Source organism: Streptomyces lydicamycinicus (assembly GCF_000829715.2).
GTDB classification, from domain to species: Bacteria; Actinomycetota; Actinomycetes; order Streptomycetales; family Streptomycetaceae; genus Streptomyces; species Streptomyces lydicamycinicus.
Genome location: NZ_BBNO01000001.1, coordinates 748526 through 763137 on the forward strand (window position 1 = coordinate 748526; position 14612 = coordinate 763137).

At 72.8% G+C, this 14612-nt stretch carries 14 protein-coding genes; 6 read left to right on the plus strand and 8 right to left on the minus strand.

All coding sequences use genetic code 11. The features are described from left to right. Positions 1–88: 88 nt before the first annotated feature. Entirely contained in the window at positions 89–577 is a 489-nt protein-coding gene (locus TU31_RS03240) for a GNAT family N-acetyltransferase (RefSeq protein ID WP_042148534.1), read from the minus strand. A gap of 32 nt (positions 578–609) precedes the next feature. Further along, a complete protein-coding gene (locus TU31_RS03245) occupies positions 610–870 on the minus strand; it encodes a UBP-type zinc finger domain-containing protein (RefSeq protein WP_042148536.1) in 261 nt (86 codons plus the stop codon). Positions 871–928: 58 nt separating this feature from the next. Between TU31_RS03245 and TU31_RS03250 the strand changes: the two genes are divergently transcribed. Beyond that, positions 929–2530, plus strand: coding sequence for a Na+/H+ antiporter (locus tag TU31_RS03250; protein ID WP_042148538.1), 1602 nt, complete (start codon positions 929–931; stop codon positions 2528–2530). 133 nt (positions 2531–2663) lie between these two features. Here the strand turns inward: TU31_RS03250 and TU31_RS03255 are convergent, their stop codons facing one another. Beyond that, positions 2664–3575, minus strand: a complete 912-nt coding sequence (locus TU31_RS03255; protein WP_042148540.1) for a 1-aminocyclopropane-1-carboxylate deaminase/D-cysteine desulfhydrase — start codon at positions 3573–3575, stop codon at positions 2664–2666. 187 nt (positions 3576–3762) lie between these two features. Further along, a complete protein-coding gene (locus TU31_RS03260) occupies positions 3763–3996 on the minus strand; it encodes a hypothetical protein (RefSeq protein ID WP_042148542.1) in 234 nt (77 codons plus the stop codon). Between the two features lie 79 nt (positions 3997–4075). Here TU31_RS03260 and TU31_RS03265 point away from each other — a divergent pair, with 79 nt between their 5' ends. The 3 genes from TU31_RS03265 to TU31_RS03275 all read left to right on the plus strand — a co-directional run bounded on the left by TU31_RS03265 (position 4076) and on the right by TU31_RS03275 (position 6089). Beyond that, positions 4076–4828 (plus strand): helix-turn-helix transcriptional regulator, encoded by a 753-nt coding sequence (locus TU31_RS03265; protein WP_423602676.1) that lies wholly within the window; start codon positions 4076–4078, stop codon positions 4826–4828. A gap of 10 nt (positions 4829–4838) precedes the next feature. Further along, the gene (locus tag TU31_RS03270) at positions 4839–5762 is read left to right on the plus strand and encodes a glutaminase (protein ID WP_042149896.1); all 924 of its coding nucleotides are present in this window, start codon (positions 4839–4841) and stop codon (positions 5760–5762) included. A 93-nt stretch (positions 5763–5855) separates the two neighbouring features. After that, entirely contained in the window at positions 5856–6089 is a 234-nt protein-coding gene (locus tag TU31_RS03275) for a hypothetical protein (RefSeq protein WP_042148548.1), read from the plus strand. Positions 6090–6108: 19 nt separating this feature from the next. On the opposite strand, the gene TU31_RS03280 is transcribed toward TU31_RS03275, so the two are convergent. From TU31_RS03280 to TU31_RS03295, 4 genes are all read right to left on the minus strand, one after another. Then, positions 6109–6543 (minus strand): VOC family protein, encoded by a 435-nt coding sequence (locus TU31_RS03280; RefSeq protein WP_042148551.1) that lies wholly within the window; start codon positions 6541–6543, stop codon positions 6109–6111. Between the two features lie 119 nt (positions 6544–6662). Beyond that, entirely contained in the window at positions 6663–7601 is a 939-nt protein-coding gene (locus TU31_RS03285) for a beta-ketoacyl-ACP synthase III (protein WP_042148554.1), read from the minus strand. 413 nt (positions 7602–8014) lie between these two features. Then, a complete protein-coding gene (locus TU31_RS03290) occupies positions 8015–10282 on the minus strand; it encodes a heavy metal translocating P-type ATPase (protein ID WP_042148557.1) in 2268 nt (755 codons plus the stop codon). A gap of 89 nt (positions 10283–10371) precedes the next feature. Continuing rightward, entirely contained in the window at positions 10372–11352 is a 981-nt protein-coding gene (locus TU31_RS03295) for a helix-turn-helix transcriptional regulator (RefSeq protein ID WP_042148559.1), read from the minus strand. Between the two features lie 147 nt (positions 11353–11499). Between TU31_RS03295 and TU31_RS03300 the strand changes: the two genes are divergently transcribed. Together TU31_RS03300 and TU31_RS03305 are read left to right on the plus strand one after the other, a co-directional pair. Continuing rightward, positions 11500–13059, plus strand: a complete 1560-nt coding sequence (locus TU31_RS03300) for an MFS transporter (protein ID WP_042148562.1) — start codon at positions 11500–11502, stop codon at positions 13057–13059. A gap of 359 nt (positions 13060–13418) precedes the next feature. Beyond that, complete coding sequence (locus tag TU31_RS03305; protein ID WP_042148566.1) at positions 13419–14504, plus strand: magnesium and cobalt transport protein CorA; 1086 nt, start codon at positions 13419–13421, stop codon at positions 14502–14504. The last annotated feature ends 108 nt before the right edge of the window (positions 14505–14612 follow it).

Sequence of the window (14612 nt, forward strand, 5' to 3'; positions counted from 1 at the left end):
AGGGTCGCCCGGCACCCTCGCTGTCACTGATTGTAAAGCCTCGGGTACGGACAGTGGCTAGGGGTGTGCACTGTCAAATCGACACCGATTACGCTCCGTTGACGCGCGAAGCGTCCGCGAGGTTGTGCAGTGCCTTTCCAGTGAGCCGGAAGACCGTCCATTCGTCCATGGGCTGCGCGCCGATCGACCGGTAAAAACCGATGGACGGTTCATTCCAATCCAGGACTGACCACTCGAAACGCTCATAGCCGCGGGCCACACAGATCTTCGCGAGGGCCGCGAGCAGGGCCTTGCCGTGGCCGCCGCCGCGCGCCTCGGGGCGGACGTACAGGTCCTCCAGGTAGACACCGTGCGTGCCCGTCCACGTCGAGAAGTTCCGGAACCACAGGGCAAAGCCCACCGGGGCGTCGCCGTCCTCCGCGATCAGTGCGAAGGCGGCCGGCTGCGGGCCGAAGAGGGCCTCCTTCAGCTGCGCCTCGGTGGCCTGTGCGGCCTCGGGGGCGCGCTCGTACGCGGCCAGCTCGCCGATCATGGCCAGGATGACGGGGACATCGTCGGGTGTCGCTTCGCGGATCATGTGTGAAGGCTAAACGGACGCCGGTGATCGCTTCACACCAGTTTCTGGTCGGTGAAGCACCAGCGCCAGGAGCCACCCGGTTCGAAGGTCCGCATCACGGGATGGCCGGTCTCCTCGAAGTGCCTGGTCGCGTGCCGGAACGGCGAGGAGTCGCAGCAGCCGACATGGCCGCAGGCCAGGCACAGCCGCAGTTGTACGGGGTGGCTGCCGACGGCCAGGCACTCCAGGCAGGTGGCGCTCTGCGGTGCCGGTTCGGGGCGCGGCAATTCGGCAACGTGGGTGCACTCGCTCATGATGGCCAGGTTAGATCGCCGGGATGCCCGGTGAGGCGTACGGGGACGGGACGGGCCGATGGCTGTCATGCCGCTGTTTTTGCTGGTCGCGGGGAGCGCGGCGGTGGCCGGGCTGGCGCGCCGTACGCCGGTCCCCGCGCCGCTGCTCCTGGTCACCGCGGGGCTCGCGGCCTCCTACGTCCCCGGCATCCCCGACTACACCCTCGATCCGCACATCGTGCTGCCGCTGTTGCTGCCGCCGCTGCTGCACACCGCGGCGCTGGACAGCTCGTATCTGGGGCTGCGGGCCAATCTGCGGCCGGTGGCCCTGCTGTCGGTGGGCTATGTGCTGTTCGCGACGTTCGTGGTCGGTTATGCGGCCTATCTCGTCATCCCGGGGCTGCCGCTGACCGCCGCCCTCGTCCTGGGGGCCGTCGTCGCCCCGCCGGACGCCGTCGCGGCCACCGCCATCGCCCGCAAACTCGGGCTGCCGCACCGGATCACCACGATCCTTCAGGGCGAGTCGCTGTTCAACGACGCCACCGCGATCACCGCGTACAAGGTCCTGGTGGCCGTGGCGCTCGGGACGGGCGCCTCCTGGGGTGACGGGATCAAGCAGTTCGCCATCGCGTCCGTAGGGGGCATCGGCGTCGGCCTCCTCCTGATGGTGCCGCTGCACTGGCTGCGCGTCCGGCTGCGGGAGTCGGCGCTCCTGGAGAACACCCTCTCGCTGCTCATCCCGTTCGTCGCCTACGCCGCCGCCGAGCAGCTGCACGCCTCCGGGGTGCTCGCCGTCGTCGTGGTCGGCCTCTACCTGGGGCACCGCTCCTGGCAGGTCGACTTCGAGACCCGGCTCCAGGAGGACGCCGTCTGGAAGATGGTCTCCTTCATCCTGGAGTCCGCGGTCTTCGCGCTGATCGGGCTCCAGCTGCCCGTCGTGGTGCGCGGACTGGGGGAGTTCAGCGGGGCGCAGGCCCTCGGGTACGCGGGCGTGCTGTTCGCCGTCGTGGTCCTGTCGCGGTTCGTGTGGGTCTTTCCCGCGACGTTCCTGCCGCGCATGCTGTCGGCCCGGATCCGTACCCGCGAGCCGGAGACGAACTGGACCGCGCCGGTCATCGTCGGCTGGGCCGGGATGCGCGGGGTGGTGTCGCTGGCCATCGCGTTCTCCATCCCGGCCGCCCTGCACGGCGGGGCGTCCTTCCCGGCACGCAACCTCGTGCTCTTCCTGACCTTCACCACCGTCATCGCCACCCTCGTCATCCAGGGGCTGACGCTGCCGCCGCTGATCCGTGCGCTGAAGCTGCCGGGACCGGACGCCCAGGCCGAGACGCTCGCCGAGGCGCAGGCCCAGAACGAGGCATCCCGGGCCGCCGAGGAGCGCCTCGAAGAACTCCTCCAGGACCCGCGCAACGCCCTTCCGGGGCCCCTCGTCGACCGGTTGCGCAGCGTCTTGGAACGCCGCCGCAACTCCGTGTGGGAGCGGCTCGGCGCGGCCAACGAGGTCACCGGGGAGTCCGCCGACGAGACCTACCGGCGGCTGGCCCGGGAAATGATCGAGGCCGAGCGGCGGGTGTTCGTCCGGCTGCGGGACGACGGAGGGATCGACGACGAGATGCTGCGGACGCTGCTGCGCCGACTGGACCTGGAGGAGGCCACGGCGTATCGGGAGGGGGCTTCCTAGGGCGTGTGCCGTCGCGGTCCCGGCCGGGCCGCGGTGCCTGGGGAGCGGGCGGTGCGCGAGGTGCTCCGGCGAGGTGATCCGTGCAGGTCAGGGCCGTGGTCGGCGGAGGCGGGCCGTAGTCCGGGGGATCGGCTCACCGGGTGCCGGTGATCACGGCGGCCACGGTGCTGCCGGGGGCGAAGGCGCCCTCCTCGGCCAGGGTCGTCAGCCCGTGGAGCAGCTTGGCGACGTAGATCCGCTCCAGCGGCAGGCCGTGCCGGTCCTCGAAGGCCGTCGCGAAGGCGTCGAGTTCCGGGGTGCTGCGGGCGTATCCGCCGCAGTGGAAGCGGTCCTCCAGCCGCCAGTCGCCGCGCGGTCCGCCGAACGCCGCGCGCTGTAGTTCCTCGACCGTCTCCTGGAGGAAGTGCGGACGGCCGCCCTTCAGTACGGGGAAGCCCAGCGCGCGCTGCCCCGGTCCCAGCCCTGCGGCGAGCCCGGCGAGGGTGCCGCCCGTGCCGCAGGCCACCGCGACCGTGTCCGCGGCCCCGCGCAGCTCCCGGCCCAGCTCCGTACAGCCCTGTACGGCAAGGGTGTTGCTGCCGCCCTCCGGTATGAGCCGGAACGCGCCGAAGCGGTCGCGCAGCTCGGCGAGCACCTCCGGGTCGGCCCTCCGGCGGTAGCGGGCGCGGTCGATGAAGTGCAGCCGCATCCCGTCGGCGGCGCAGCGGGCCAGCGACGGGTTGCGCGGTGCGTCGGCCAGCTCGTCGCCGCGGACCACGCCGATGGTGGCGAACCCGAGCAGCCGGCCGGCCGCGGCGGTGGCCCGCAGATGGTTGGAGTACGCGCCGCCGAAGGTCAGCAGCGCCCGCTCACCCGCCGCGGCCGCGGCCCGCAGATTCGGCGCCAGCTTGCGCCATTTGTTGCCCGGAAGCTCCGGGTGGATCAGATCGTCCCGCTTGAGCAGCAGCCGCACGCCCCGGCGGGCGAAGCGCTCATCCTCGATCTCCTGGAGCGGGGAGGGAGGACGGGGCCGGAGGGCGGCGGCGAGGTCTACGGGGTGGTTCACCCGTCCATTGTGGCCGTTGTTGCCGCGAAGCCCCCGGGCTCGGCCCACCGCCGGGCGACCCCCTGCCGCACCGGCCGGACGTGCGGCCTTCGGCCGGTCCCGTCCGGGCGGCGGCCGCCCTCGGGGGAGTGCTCCACGAACCGGTCGGACCCGGCAGGCACCCCTGGTCGTGCGGGAACGCTCGCCCCTAGTCGTGCAGGAACGCGTCGCCGTGGGCGTTGACGTGGGCCTCCAGGGTGTTGAGCGCGTCCTGGGTCGCCTCGGGGGAACCGCTGCCCCGCCGTTCGGCGAAGTAGGCGGCGCCCAGCTTTCTCAGGAGTTCGGTGCCGGCGCGGTTCTGCTGTACCTCGTCGACCTTCTGCTTGCCCTGCGCAAGCCCCTGACGGGCCTGCTCCTTGGCGCGGTCGAGAAACCCTGACATGTGCCACCTCCGTGCGGTCCGTGTCGTAAGGGATCAACGGCGCGGACGGCCGTGGGGTTCCCGTGCCAGGCTGGGGCACGTGGGCGAAACGCGCGACTTGAAGGGGCCGTCCGGCGTACCCGGTGGCTACCAGGAGCGTGCCTCCCGGGTGGCCGGTGCGGTGCTGTGGAGCCGCACCATGCAGCCGTCCGCGCGGCCGGTGCTGCCCGACGGGTGTACGGATCTGATCTGGAGCGCGGGGCGGCTGCTGGTGGCGGGTCCGGACACCGGGCCGCAGTCCGTGGGCGGGGTGCCGGCCGGTACGCCCTTCGTCGGGCTGCGCTTCGCGCCCGGCCAGGGGCCCGCCGTCTTCGGCGTACCGGCCCGGGAACTGCGTGACCGGCGGGTGCCGTTGGCGGACCTGTGGCCCGCCGGCCGGGTACGGGAGCTGACCGAGCGGCTGGCGGCCGCCGGGGAGCCGGGCGGCGCGGGCGGTATCGGCCGCCTGCTGGAGGAGGCCGCCGCGGCCCGCCTCCGGGAAGGCACCGGGGACGACGGCCGGACCGCCGCCGTCGCCGCGGCGCTCGCCCGGGGTCACCCCGTCGCCGAGGTCGCCCGCGCGGTCGCGCTCAGCGAACGCCAGCTGCACCGGCTCAGCCTGGACGCGTTCGGCTACGGCCCCAAGACCCTGACCCGGGTGCTCCGGCTCGTGCGCGCGCTGGACCTGGCGCGCTCCGGGATGCCCTACGCACAGGTCGCCGCGCGCGCCGGATACGCGGACCAGGCGCACCTCGCGCGCGAGGTGAAGTCGCTGGCGGGGGCCCCGATGGGGGTGCTGCTCACTCCGGGTTAGCGTGTCCGTCATGGACTACCAGGCCGTTCTCGAGGAGGTAGCGGCCCATGCCCGGCCGTTCGTGCGACAGGGGCGGGTCGCGGACTACATACCGGCGCTCGAACGGGTGTCAGCGGACCGTTTCGGGATCGCGGTGGCCGACATCCACGGCGAGGTGTACGGGGTCGGCGACTGGGAGGTCCCGTTCTCCGTCCAGTCCATCTCCAAGACCTTTTCGCTGGCCCTGGTGATGGCGCAGAGCCATGGCGGCCACGACGACGGCATCTGGCGGCGGGTGGGCCGTGAGCCGTCCGGTACGCCGTTCAATTCGCTGGTCCAGCTGGAGGCGGAGAACGGTATCCCGCGCAATCCGTTCATCAACGCGGGCGCCCTGGTGGTCACCGACCGGCTCCAGACCCTTACCGGCGACGCCAGCACCTCGATGCTGCACTTCCTGCGGGAGGAGAGCGGCAACCCGGACCTCGCCTTCGACCAGGCGGTGGCCGACTCCGAGGCCGAACACGGCGACCGCAATGCCGCCCTGGCGCACTTCATGGCGTCCTTCGGCAACCTGGAGAACCCCGTCCCCAGCGTCATCGAGCACTACTTCTGGCAGTGCTCGATCGAGATGAGCTGCCGGGACCTGGCCGTGGCGGGCGGCTTCCTCGCCCGTCATGGACTGCGCGCCGACGGCAGCCGGCTGCTGGAGGCCCGCGAGGCCAAGCGGATCAACGCGGTGATGCTGACCTGCGGGACGTATGACGCGGCCGGGGAGTTCGCCTACCGCGTCGGGCTGCCCGCGAAGAGCGGGGTGGGCGGCGGCATCATCGCGGTCATCCCCGGCCGCTGCACGCTCTGCGTCTGGAGCCCGGGACTCGACGCCCGCGGCAACTCCGTGGCGGGCGCCGCGGCCTTGGACCACTTCACGACGTTGACGGGGTGGTCGGTCTTCTGAGCGGGGCCGTACGGAGGGCCCGCCCGTGGGGCCCCCATTGCCGTTGTGCCCTCCGAACCGCTGGCGCATCGTGGGCGTAGGAGGTGCACCGCCATGGAGCACGAGATGCGCGCTGAGTACGAGGAAGGCGTTCTGCCGCACGCGGACACGCCGGTGAAGATCTGGCACATGGTGCGGCTGGACGGCACCACGGCGATGTGCGGACGGGAACTGGCTCCGGCAGCGGCCACCCAGACGGCCGAGGTCTGGGGTACGCCCCAGGGGGAGCCGTTCTGCCACAGCTGCGGCGCGATGTACCTGCGCGAGCACCCCGGGGACATCGGCTAGGCGCACCCGCCCTGCCGTCCTAGGGCAGCGGGGCGAACAGGTCGACGCCGTGGCCGTCCGGGTCCTGTACGACGGCGTAGCGCTGCCCCCAGAAGGCGTCCCATGGTGGCTTCTCGCCCGTGTAGCCGGCATCGGTGAGCTCCGCGTAGAGCTTGTCGACCTCGGCGGGGCCGGTGCACTCGAAGGCCAGCCCGGTGGGGGTGCCGCCCTGGGGCGGGGTCCAGTCCGGGTCGATGGCGCGTGCGGTCTCGTGGGTGTCCCACATCAGCCGCAGCCCTCCAGGGAGCGCTGCCTCGGCGTGTGGGGCGGTGTCCGCGTCGGCGGGGATGTCCAGGCCGAGGCGGCGGTAGAAGGCGAGAGCGGCGGGCATGTCGGCGACGACCATGCCGAGGGCCGCGAACCGCGGGGCGGAGGGGGTGGCGGGGGACGGTGAAGTGGAGGGTGAAGTGCTCATACGGCGAGCGTAGGCAGGCCGCCGGGCCGGGTCTTGAACGAATCGGACGCGGGGCCGTTCCGCCTCACGGACGGACGCGGAGCCTCCCGCCTCACGGATGGATGCGGGGCCGGCCCGGCTCACGGGCAGTGGATGACCTGGCCCGCGTACGAGAGGTTGCCGCCGAAGGCGAACAGGAGGACCGGGGCGCCGGAGGGGATCTCACGCCGCTCGACCAGCTTGGACAGGGCGAGCGGGACGGAGGCCGCTGAGGTGTTGCCGGAGTCGACGACGTCCTTGGCGACCACCGCGTTGACCGCGCCGATCCGCTCCGCGACCGGCTCGATGATCCGCAGGTTGGCCTGGTGCAGCACCACACCGGCGAGATCGGCGGGGGTGATTCCGGAGCGTTCGCAGACCTTGCGGGCGATGGCCGGCAGCTGGGTCGTGGCCCAGCGGTAGACGGTCTGGCCCTCCTGGGCGAACCGGGCCGGTTCGCCCTCGATACGGACCGCGGCGCCCATCTCCGGCACCGAGCCCCACAGCACCGGGCCGATCCCCGGCTCCGGCGAGGCGCTGACGACCGCGGCGCCCGCGCCGTCGCCGACCAGGACGCAGGTCGAGCGGTCCGTCCAGTCGACCACGTCGGTGAACTTCTCCGCCCCGATGACCAGGGCATGGGTCGCGGAACCGGCCCGGATGGCGTGGTCGGCGGTGGCCAGCGCATGGGTGAAGCCGGAACAGACGACGTTCAGGTCCATCGTGGCGGGGGCGGACAGCCCGAGCCGGGCGGCGACCCGGGCCGCGGCGTTCGGGCTGCGGTCGTGGGCCGTGCAGGTGGCGACCAGCACCAGGTCGATGTCCTGCGGGGCCAGGCCACTGGCGGCCAGGGCCTTGGCCGCGGCGGCGGCCGCCATCGAGTCCACGGTCTCGTCCGGGGCGGCGACATGGCGGGTACGGATGCCGACCCGGCTGCGGATCCAGGCGTCGTCGGTGTCGACGATCTTGGCGAGATCGTCGTTGGTGAGCACGCCGGAGGGCTGGTAATGGCCGAGAGCCAGGACGCGTGACCCGGTCATGAATTCCCCTGTACGTGGGTGGTCGGTATGCCCACCAGTCTCACCCCTCGGTGCCGCCCGGCGGCTGCGTGAACTGCCAATGTTCCGTCGCCAGAACTGGAGACTGTGGTCAGAACCGGGGTGCGGCGGCCGCCGGTGCCGGGCCCGCGGGCGGCCCCGTCGAGAGGGCGCCCGCGGGCGGCGCCGCGGAGCGCGCAGGGGCAGCAGCCCGCCCGATCCAACGGCAGACCCGGCCCGGTGCGGGCGGATTGCTCCGCCCGCGGGCGCGCCCCGGCGGCTGCCCCCACGGTGGCCGGATGCGGCCCGTTACGGCCCGGCCCGGCCACGCTCCATTACGGCACCGCCCGGCCCCCCCGTCACGGCACCGCCCGGCCCCCCGCCTCACGGCACCGCCGGGCCCCGTCCCCTCCCCGTCACGACAGTGCCCGGAAGCGCCGCAGCCGGAGGCTGTTGCCGACGACGAAGACCGAGGAGAAGGCCATGGCGGCACCGGCGATCATCGGGTTGAGCAGGCCGGCCGCGGCCAGCGGCAGCGCCGCGACGTTGTAGCCGAAGGCCCAGAACAGATTGGTCCGGATGGTGCCGAGCGTCGCCCGGGCCAGCCGGATGGCGTCCGCGGCGGCGCGCAGATCGCCCCGTACGAGGGTGAGGTCACCCGCCTCGATCGCGGCATCCGTGCCGGTCCCCATCGCCAGCCCCAGGTCGGCGCGGGCGAGCGCGGCCGCGTCGTTGACGCCGTCACCGACCATGGCGACCGAGCGGCCCTCGGACTGGAGCCGGGCGACGACCGCGACCTTGTCCTCGGGGAGCACCTCGGCGATCACCTCGTCGATCCCGACCTCGGCGGCCACCGCCCTCGCCACGGCCTCGTGGTCGCCGGTCAGCAGGACCGGGGTCAGCCCCAGGGCGCGCAGCCGGCGCACCGCCTCGGCGCTGGTGGGCTTGACCGCGTCGGACACGACCAGCACCGCGCGCGCCGCGCCGTCCCAGCCGACGGTGACCGCGGTCCGGCCCTCGGCCTCGGCCGCGGCCTTGGCGGCCGCCAGCTCCGGCGGGAGGAACTGGCTCCACCGGTTCAGCAGCTGCTCGCGGCCCACCAGGACGGCATGGCCGTCGACCACTCCCTGGACGCCCAGACCCGGGACGTTCACGAAGTCCTCCGGGGCGGGCAGGGTGGCGCCCCGGGCCTCGGCCCCGGTGGCGACGGCGCGGGCGATGGGGTGCTCGGAGGCGTGTTCCAGTGCTCCGGCCAGCCGCAGCACCTCCGGCTCCGTCTCTCCCTTGGCGAGATGGACCCCGGTCAGCGTCATCACTCCGGTGGTGACCGTGCCGGTCTTGTCCAGGACGACGGTGTCCACCCGGCGGGTCGACTCCAGCACTTCCGGGCCCTTGAGCAGGATGCCGAGCTGGGCGCCGCGTCCGGTGCCGACCATCAGCGCGGTCGGGGTGGCCAGCCCCAGGGCGCACGGGCAGGCGATGATCAGGACGGCGACGGCCGCGGTGAAGGCGGCCACCGCGCCGTGGCCGGTGGCGAGCCAGTAGCCGAGGGTGCCCAGGGAGAGCGCGATCACGAGCGGGACGAAGACCGCGGAGATCCGGTCGGCCAGCCGCTGCGCCGCGGCCTTCCCGTTCTGGGCGTCCTCGACCAGCCGCGCCATACGGGCGAGCTGGGTGTCGGCGCCGACCCGGGTGGCCTCGACGACCAGCCGGCCGCCCGCGTTGACGGTGGCGCCGGTGACGGTGTCGCCGGGGGAGACCTCGACGGGGACGGACTCGCCGGTGAGCATCGAGGCATCGACGGCGGAGGCGCCCTCCACCACCGTTCCGTCGGTGGCGATCTTCTCGCCGGGCCGTACGACGAAGCGGTCCCCGACGTGCAACGCACTGACCGGGACGCGGACTTCACGGCCGTCGCGCAGCACGGCGACGTCCTTGGCGCCCAGTTCCAGCAGCGCCCGCAGCGCCGCGCCCGCCTTCCGCTTCGCGCGCGCCTCGAAGGAGCGCCCGGCCAGGATGAAGGTGGTGACGCCGGCCGCGGCCTCCAGGTAGATCGCGCCGCTGCCGTCGGTACGGGCGAGGGTCAGCTCGAAGGGGTGCGTCATGCCCGGCATGCCCGCCGTGCCGAAGAACAGCGCCCACAGCGACCAGCCCAGGGCCGCGAGGGTGCCCATCGAGATGAGGGTGTCCATCGTGGCGGCGCCGTGTCGCAGGTTCGTCCAGGCGGCCCGGTGGAACGGCCAGGCACCGTAGGCGACCACCGGGGCGGCCAGGGTCAGCGAGAGCCACTGCCAGTTGGTGAACTGGAGGGGCGGCACCATCGCCATCAGCACCACCGGGACGGTCAGGACGAGGGAGACCAGCAGCCGCTGACGCAGCGCGGCGAGCGCTGCGCCGTCCCGGTCCTCCGCCGTGTCCCCGGCGTCGCCGCCGGAGGGCTCGGCGGCCGGCGGCTCCGGGACCGTCGCGGTGTAGCCGGTCCGCTCCACGGTGGCGATCAGGTCGGCGGCCGCGACGGCGCTGCCCTCCGCGACCGTCACCTGCGCCTTCTCGGTGGCGTAGTTGACGGTGGCGGTGACCCCTTCCATGCGGTTGAGCTTCTTCTCGATGCGGGCGGCGCACGAGGCGCAGGTCATCCCGCCGATCTCCAACTCGACGCCGTGCGCTCCGATCGCGGTGGCCATACCTGCTCCTCGGTCTGCTGCGAGTGCCTGTCTCCGAGGTCAACCATATACCCCCCTAGGGTATTCCCGGGAGCCGCGGCGTCACGACGTCACGGCGCCGTGCCCCCGTCCTCGCCCGCCGCCCGCTGTGCCCGGCCGCCCATCGCCCGCAGATACGCGACCAGCTCCGGCGGTTCGTGCACGGTGAACTCGTGCCCCAGCAGGGCCAGCCGGACCGCCAGCCACTCCAGCGCCTCGGGGTTGCTGTGCCAGCGGCAGGACGCCTCATCGACCGGTTCGAGCGTGCCCGCCGCCGGGCCGCCCAGCCGGGCGGCCACCTCCGCGGCCGGTGCGTACACGGTCGCCACCGCCCGGTAGGTCGCGGCCGCCCCCTGCATCCGCTCCCGCACGTAGGCGCCCGCGTCGGCGGCCGGCAGGGTGCGCGGCGGGGTGCGGACGCCGGTCGGGAACGGCTCGCTCAGCCGGTCCACCCGGAAGATCCGCCAGTCCTCGCGGTCGTTGTCGTATGCCACGAGGTACCAGCGGCGCCCCGCCGCGACCAGGCGGTGCGGCTCCACCAGGCGCTTGCTGCGGGTGCCGCCCCCGGCCCGGTAGCGGAAGCGCAGCCGCTCATGGTTGGTGATCGCCGCGGCGAGCACCGTCAGATGCTCCGGGTCGACGGTCGGGTGGTCGCCGGACGGCAGCGCGACGGTGGCCGTGCCGAGCGTGCCCACCCGCCGCCGCAGCCGGGCCGGCAGCACCTGCTCCAGTTTGGCGAGCGCCCGTACGGACGCCTCCTCGATGCCCTCGATGGCGTGCCCGGCGGCCGAGCGCAGACCGACCGCGATGGCCACCGCCTCGTCGTCGTCCAGCAGCAGCGGCGGCATCGCGGCGCCCGCGGCCAGCCGGTAGCCGCCCTCCGCGCCCATCGTGGCGTGCACGGGATAGCCCAGCTCGCGCAGCCGGTCGATATCGCGGCGGATCGTCCGGGTGGTGACCCCCAGCCGCCCGGCCAGCTCACTGCCGGGCCATTCGCGCGGGGTCTGCAACAGGGACAGCAGATTCAGCAGTCGCGCCGATGTCTCACTCATGGGACCGATGATGGGCCTCCCAGTAGGACCGGGACGGTCCTATATCGGGCCTAGTGTCGAAGACCTCGACGCCCCGGCCGGCCACCGCCCGGCGGCACCGGCGTCGGCCTTCCCTCCCTTCCGCACCGGTTCCCCTGGAGAACGCCCATGACCACGACCGTGCCCGCGGCCCCCGAGGCGGCCGTCCCGGCCCCCGCGCCGGCCGCCCGCAAACGCTGGATCGCGCTCGCCGTCCTGCTGACCGCGAGCTTCATGGACCTGGTCGACGCGACCATCGTCAATATCGCCATCCCGAGCATCCAGCGGGACACCGGCGCGGGCTTCAGTGCCGTCCAGTGGGTCACCGCCGGGTACGCCCTCGCCTTCGCCCTCGGCCTGATCACCGGCGGCCGGCTCGGCGACATCTACGGCCGCAAGAAGCTGTTCCTGCTCGGCATGGGCGGCTTCACCCTCGCCTCCGCGCTGTGCGGCGTCGCGGCGGGTCCCGGCATGCTGGTCGGCGCACGGGTGCTCCAGGGGGCGATGGCCGCGCTGATGGTGCCGCAGGTGCTGGCGATCATCCACGTCAGCTTCCCGGCGGGCGAACGCGGCAAGGTCTTCGGGATGTTCGGCGCGGTGGTCGGACTCGGCGCGGTCTGCGGCCCGCTGATCGGTGCCCTGCTCACCGAGGGCGATCTGCTCGGACTGGAGTGGCGCCCGATCTTCCTGATCAATCTGCCGGTCGGGATCGCCGGCATACTGCTCGGCCGCCGCTTCCTGACCGAGTCCCGGGCCCCGCGCGCCCTGCGCGTCGACCTCATCGGCACCGCGCTGGCCACCGTGGGCCTGCTGATGCTGCTCTACCCGCTCACCCAGGGACGCGAGTCCGGCTGGCCGTGGTGGGGCTTCGTGTCGATGGCCGCGAGCCCGCTCGTTCTGGCGGTCTTCGTCCGCTACGAGCGGATCAGGGCCCGCAGGGACGGCTCACCGCTCGTCGAGCTCTCGCTCTTCCGGGTACGGACCTTCGCGGCGGGTGCCGGCGTCCAGCTGACCTTCGGCGTCGTCAGCGGTCTGTTCTTCCTGGTCTGGACGCTCCATATGCAACTGGGGCTGGGCTGGGGCCCGCTGCACGCCGGGCTGACCGGGGTGCCGTTCTCGCTCGCCTGCTCCGCGGCGGCCGGGCTGTCCGTACAGAAGCTGGTGCCGCGGTTCGGCCGCGCGGTGCTCCAGGCCGGCGCGCTGACCATGCTCGGCGGTGCGCTGCTCTACCTCTGGGAGGCCGGGCACTACGGCACCGCCCTGGAGTCCTGGCAGATGGCACCGGCGATGCTGTTGATGGGGGCCGGGATGGGTCTGATCGTCGCCCCGATCACCGACGCGGCGATCTCCGAGGTCCCGGCCGAGCACTCCGGATCGGCCTCCGGCATCTTCAACACCACCGGCCAGCTGGGCATGGCGCTCGGTCTCGGCCTGTCGTCGGTGGCCTTCTTCGGCGTCGTCGGCGGTACGGGGGAGACGCACGGCGCGGCGGCAGCGGCCCTCGCCCCCTCTTTCGTCGACGCGACGACCCACGCCCTGTGGTGGATCTCCGGCGGTCTGGTCCTCATCTTCGGTCTGCTGTTCCTGCTGCCGCGCCGGGCGCCCGCGGCGCCCGCCCAGGACGCATCGGAGCGGACGGACCGGGAGCGCGCGGAGGCCGAGGAGCAGCGGGTCGCCCTGGTCTCCTGACGGAACGGCCCCGCACCGGGCCGGCGGCCCCGCGCCGGAACGGCAGTCGCCGGCATCCGGCACCAGCACCGCTCCGGCCGCCGGATGATTCAGCTCACGGTCGAGCCGCTGACCCCGCTGACCGCCCGGCAGCGGGGTCAGCGGGCGCCCAGGTGCGGGCGCGTCGGCGAAATCTGCCACGGCACCGCGGAGTTGACGAGCGGCACGGTGAGCGTGGGGCCGCACCCCTGGGGCGCGCGGCGCCGGGGACCCGGTAGCACGCCGCACGACCCAGGGTCGCCGCTCCGCCCCGCTGCGTAAAAACGGCCCCTTTGCCGTACCGTTCGCGGCCTCCGGCGGGCCATACTGGCCGGGTGTCGATGATCAGCAACCTCCGCAAGGCCGTCCGGCTGCCGCAGCCGCGCCGCCGGGGAGTCGACCTCAGCCACCCTGCGCGGTCGCCGCTCGGCACCGCCGTGGTGAACTGCGCGGTGTACGTGGACGGCGTGCGGCAGGAGGGCGACCACCCGGCCGATGTGGCGATCCACCGGGTCCGGAAGACCGGCCGGGGATTTGTCTGGATCGGGCTGCATGAGCCGTCCGAGAAGGAATTCGCCGGAATCGTCGAGCTGTTCGGGCTCCATCCGCTCGCCGTCGAGGACGCGGTGCACGCCCATCAGCGGCCCAAGCTGGAGCACTACGACGACTCACTGTTCACCGTCTTCAAGACCGTCCGCTATGTCGAGCACGACCGGCTCACCGACACCAGTGAGGTCGTGGAGACCGGCGAGATCATGGTCTTCACCGGCACCGACTTCGTGATCACGGTGCGACACGGCGGGCACGGTTCGCTGGGTCCGCTGCGGGAGCAACTGGAGTGTGTGCCCGAGCAGTTGGCGCTCGGCCCGTCCGCCGTGCTGCATGCCGTCGCCGACCTCGTCGTGGACGACTACCTCGATGTCACCTCCGCCGTCCAGGACGACATCGACGACGTCGAGAGTGAGGTCTTCTCCGTCCGCGGCAGCGGCGGGGCAGGCCGGATCTACCAGCTCAAGCGCGAGCTGCTGGAACTCAAGCGCGCGGTGGCCCCCTTGGACCGGCCGATGCAGGAGCTGGCGACCCAGTCGATGTCCGAGGTCGACCCGCGGATCAAGACGTACTTCCGGGATGTCGCCGACCATCTCGACCGGGTCACCGAGCAGATCACGTCCTTCGACGAACTGCTCAACTCCATACTTCAGGCCCATCTCGCCCAGGTCACCGTCGCCCAGAACGAGGACATGCGCCGGATCAGTGCCTGGGTCGCGATCCTGGCCGTACCGACCATGGTCTGCGGTGTGTACGGCATGAATTTCGACCATATGCCGGAAAAGCACTGGACCTTCGGTTATCCGCTGGTGATGAGCGTGACCGTGGCCATCTGCTGGGTGATCCACCGCGGCTTCAAGCGGAACGGCTGGCTCTAGGGGGAGACGCCCTCTAGCTCCTCCGGCGGGTGCCTCCGCTTCGGCTTCGCCGCGTCGTACCGGCAGCGGAGCGGCGGTAGCCTGAGATCGCCGATGATCCCGGGAGAC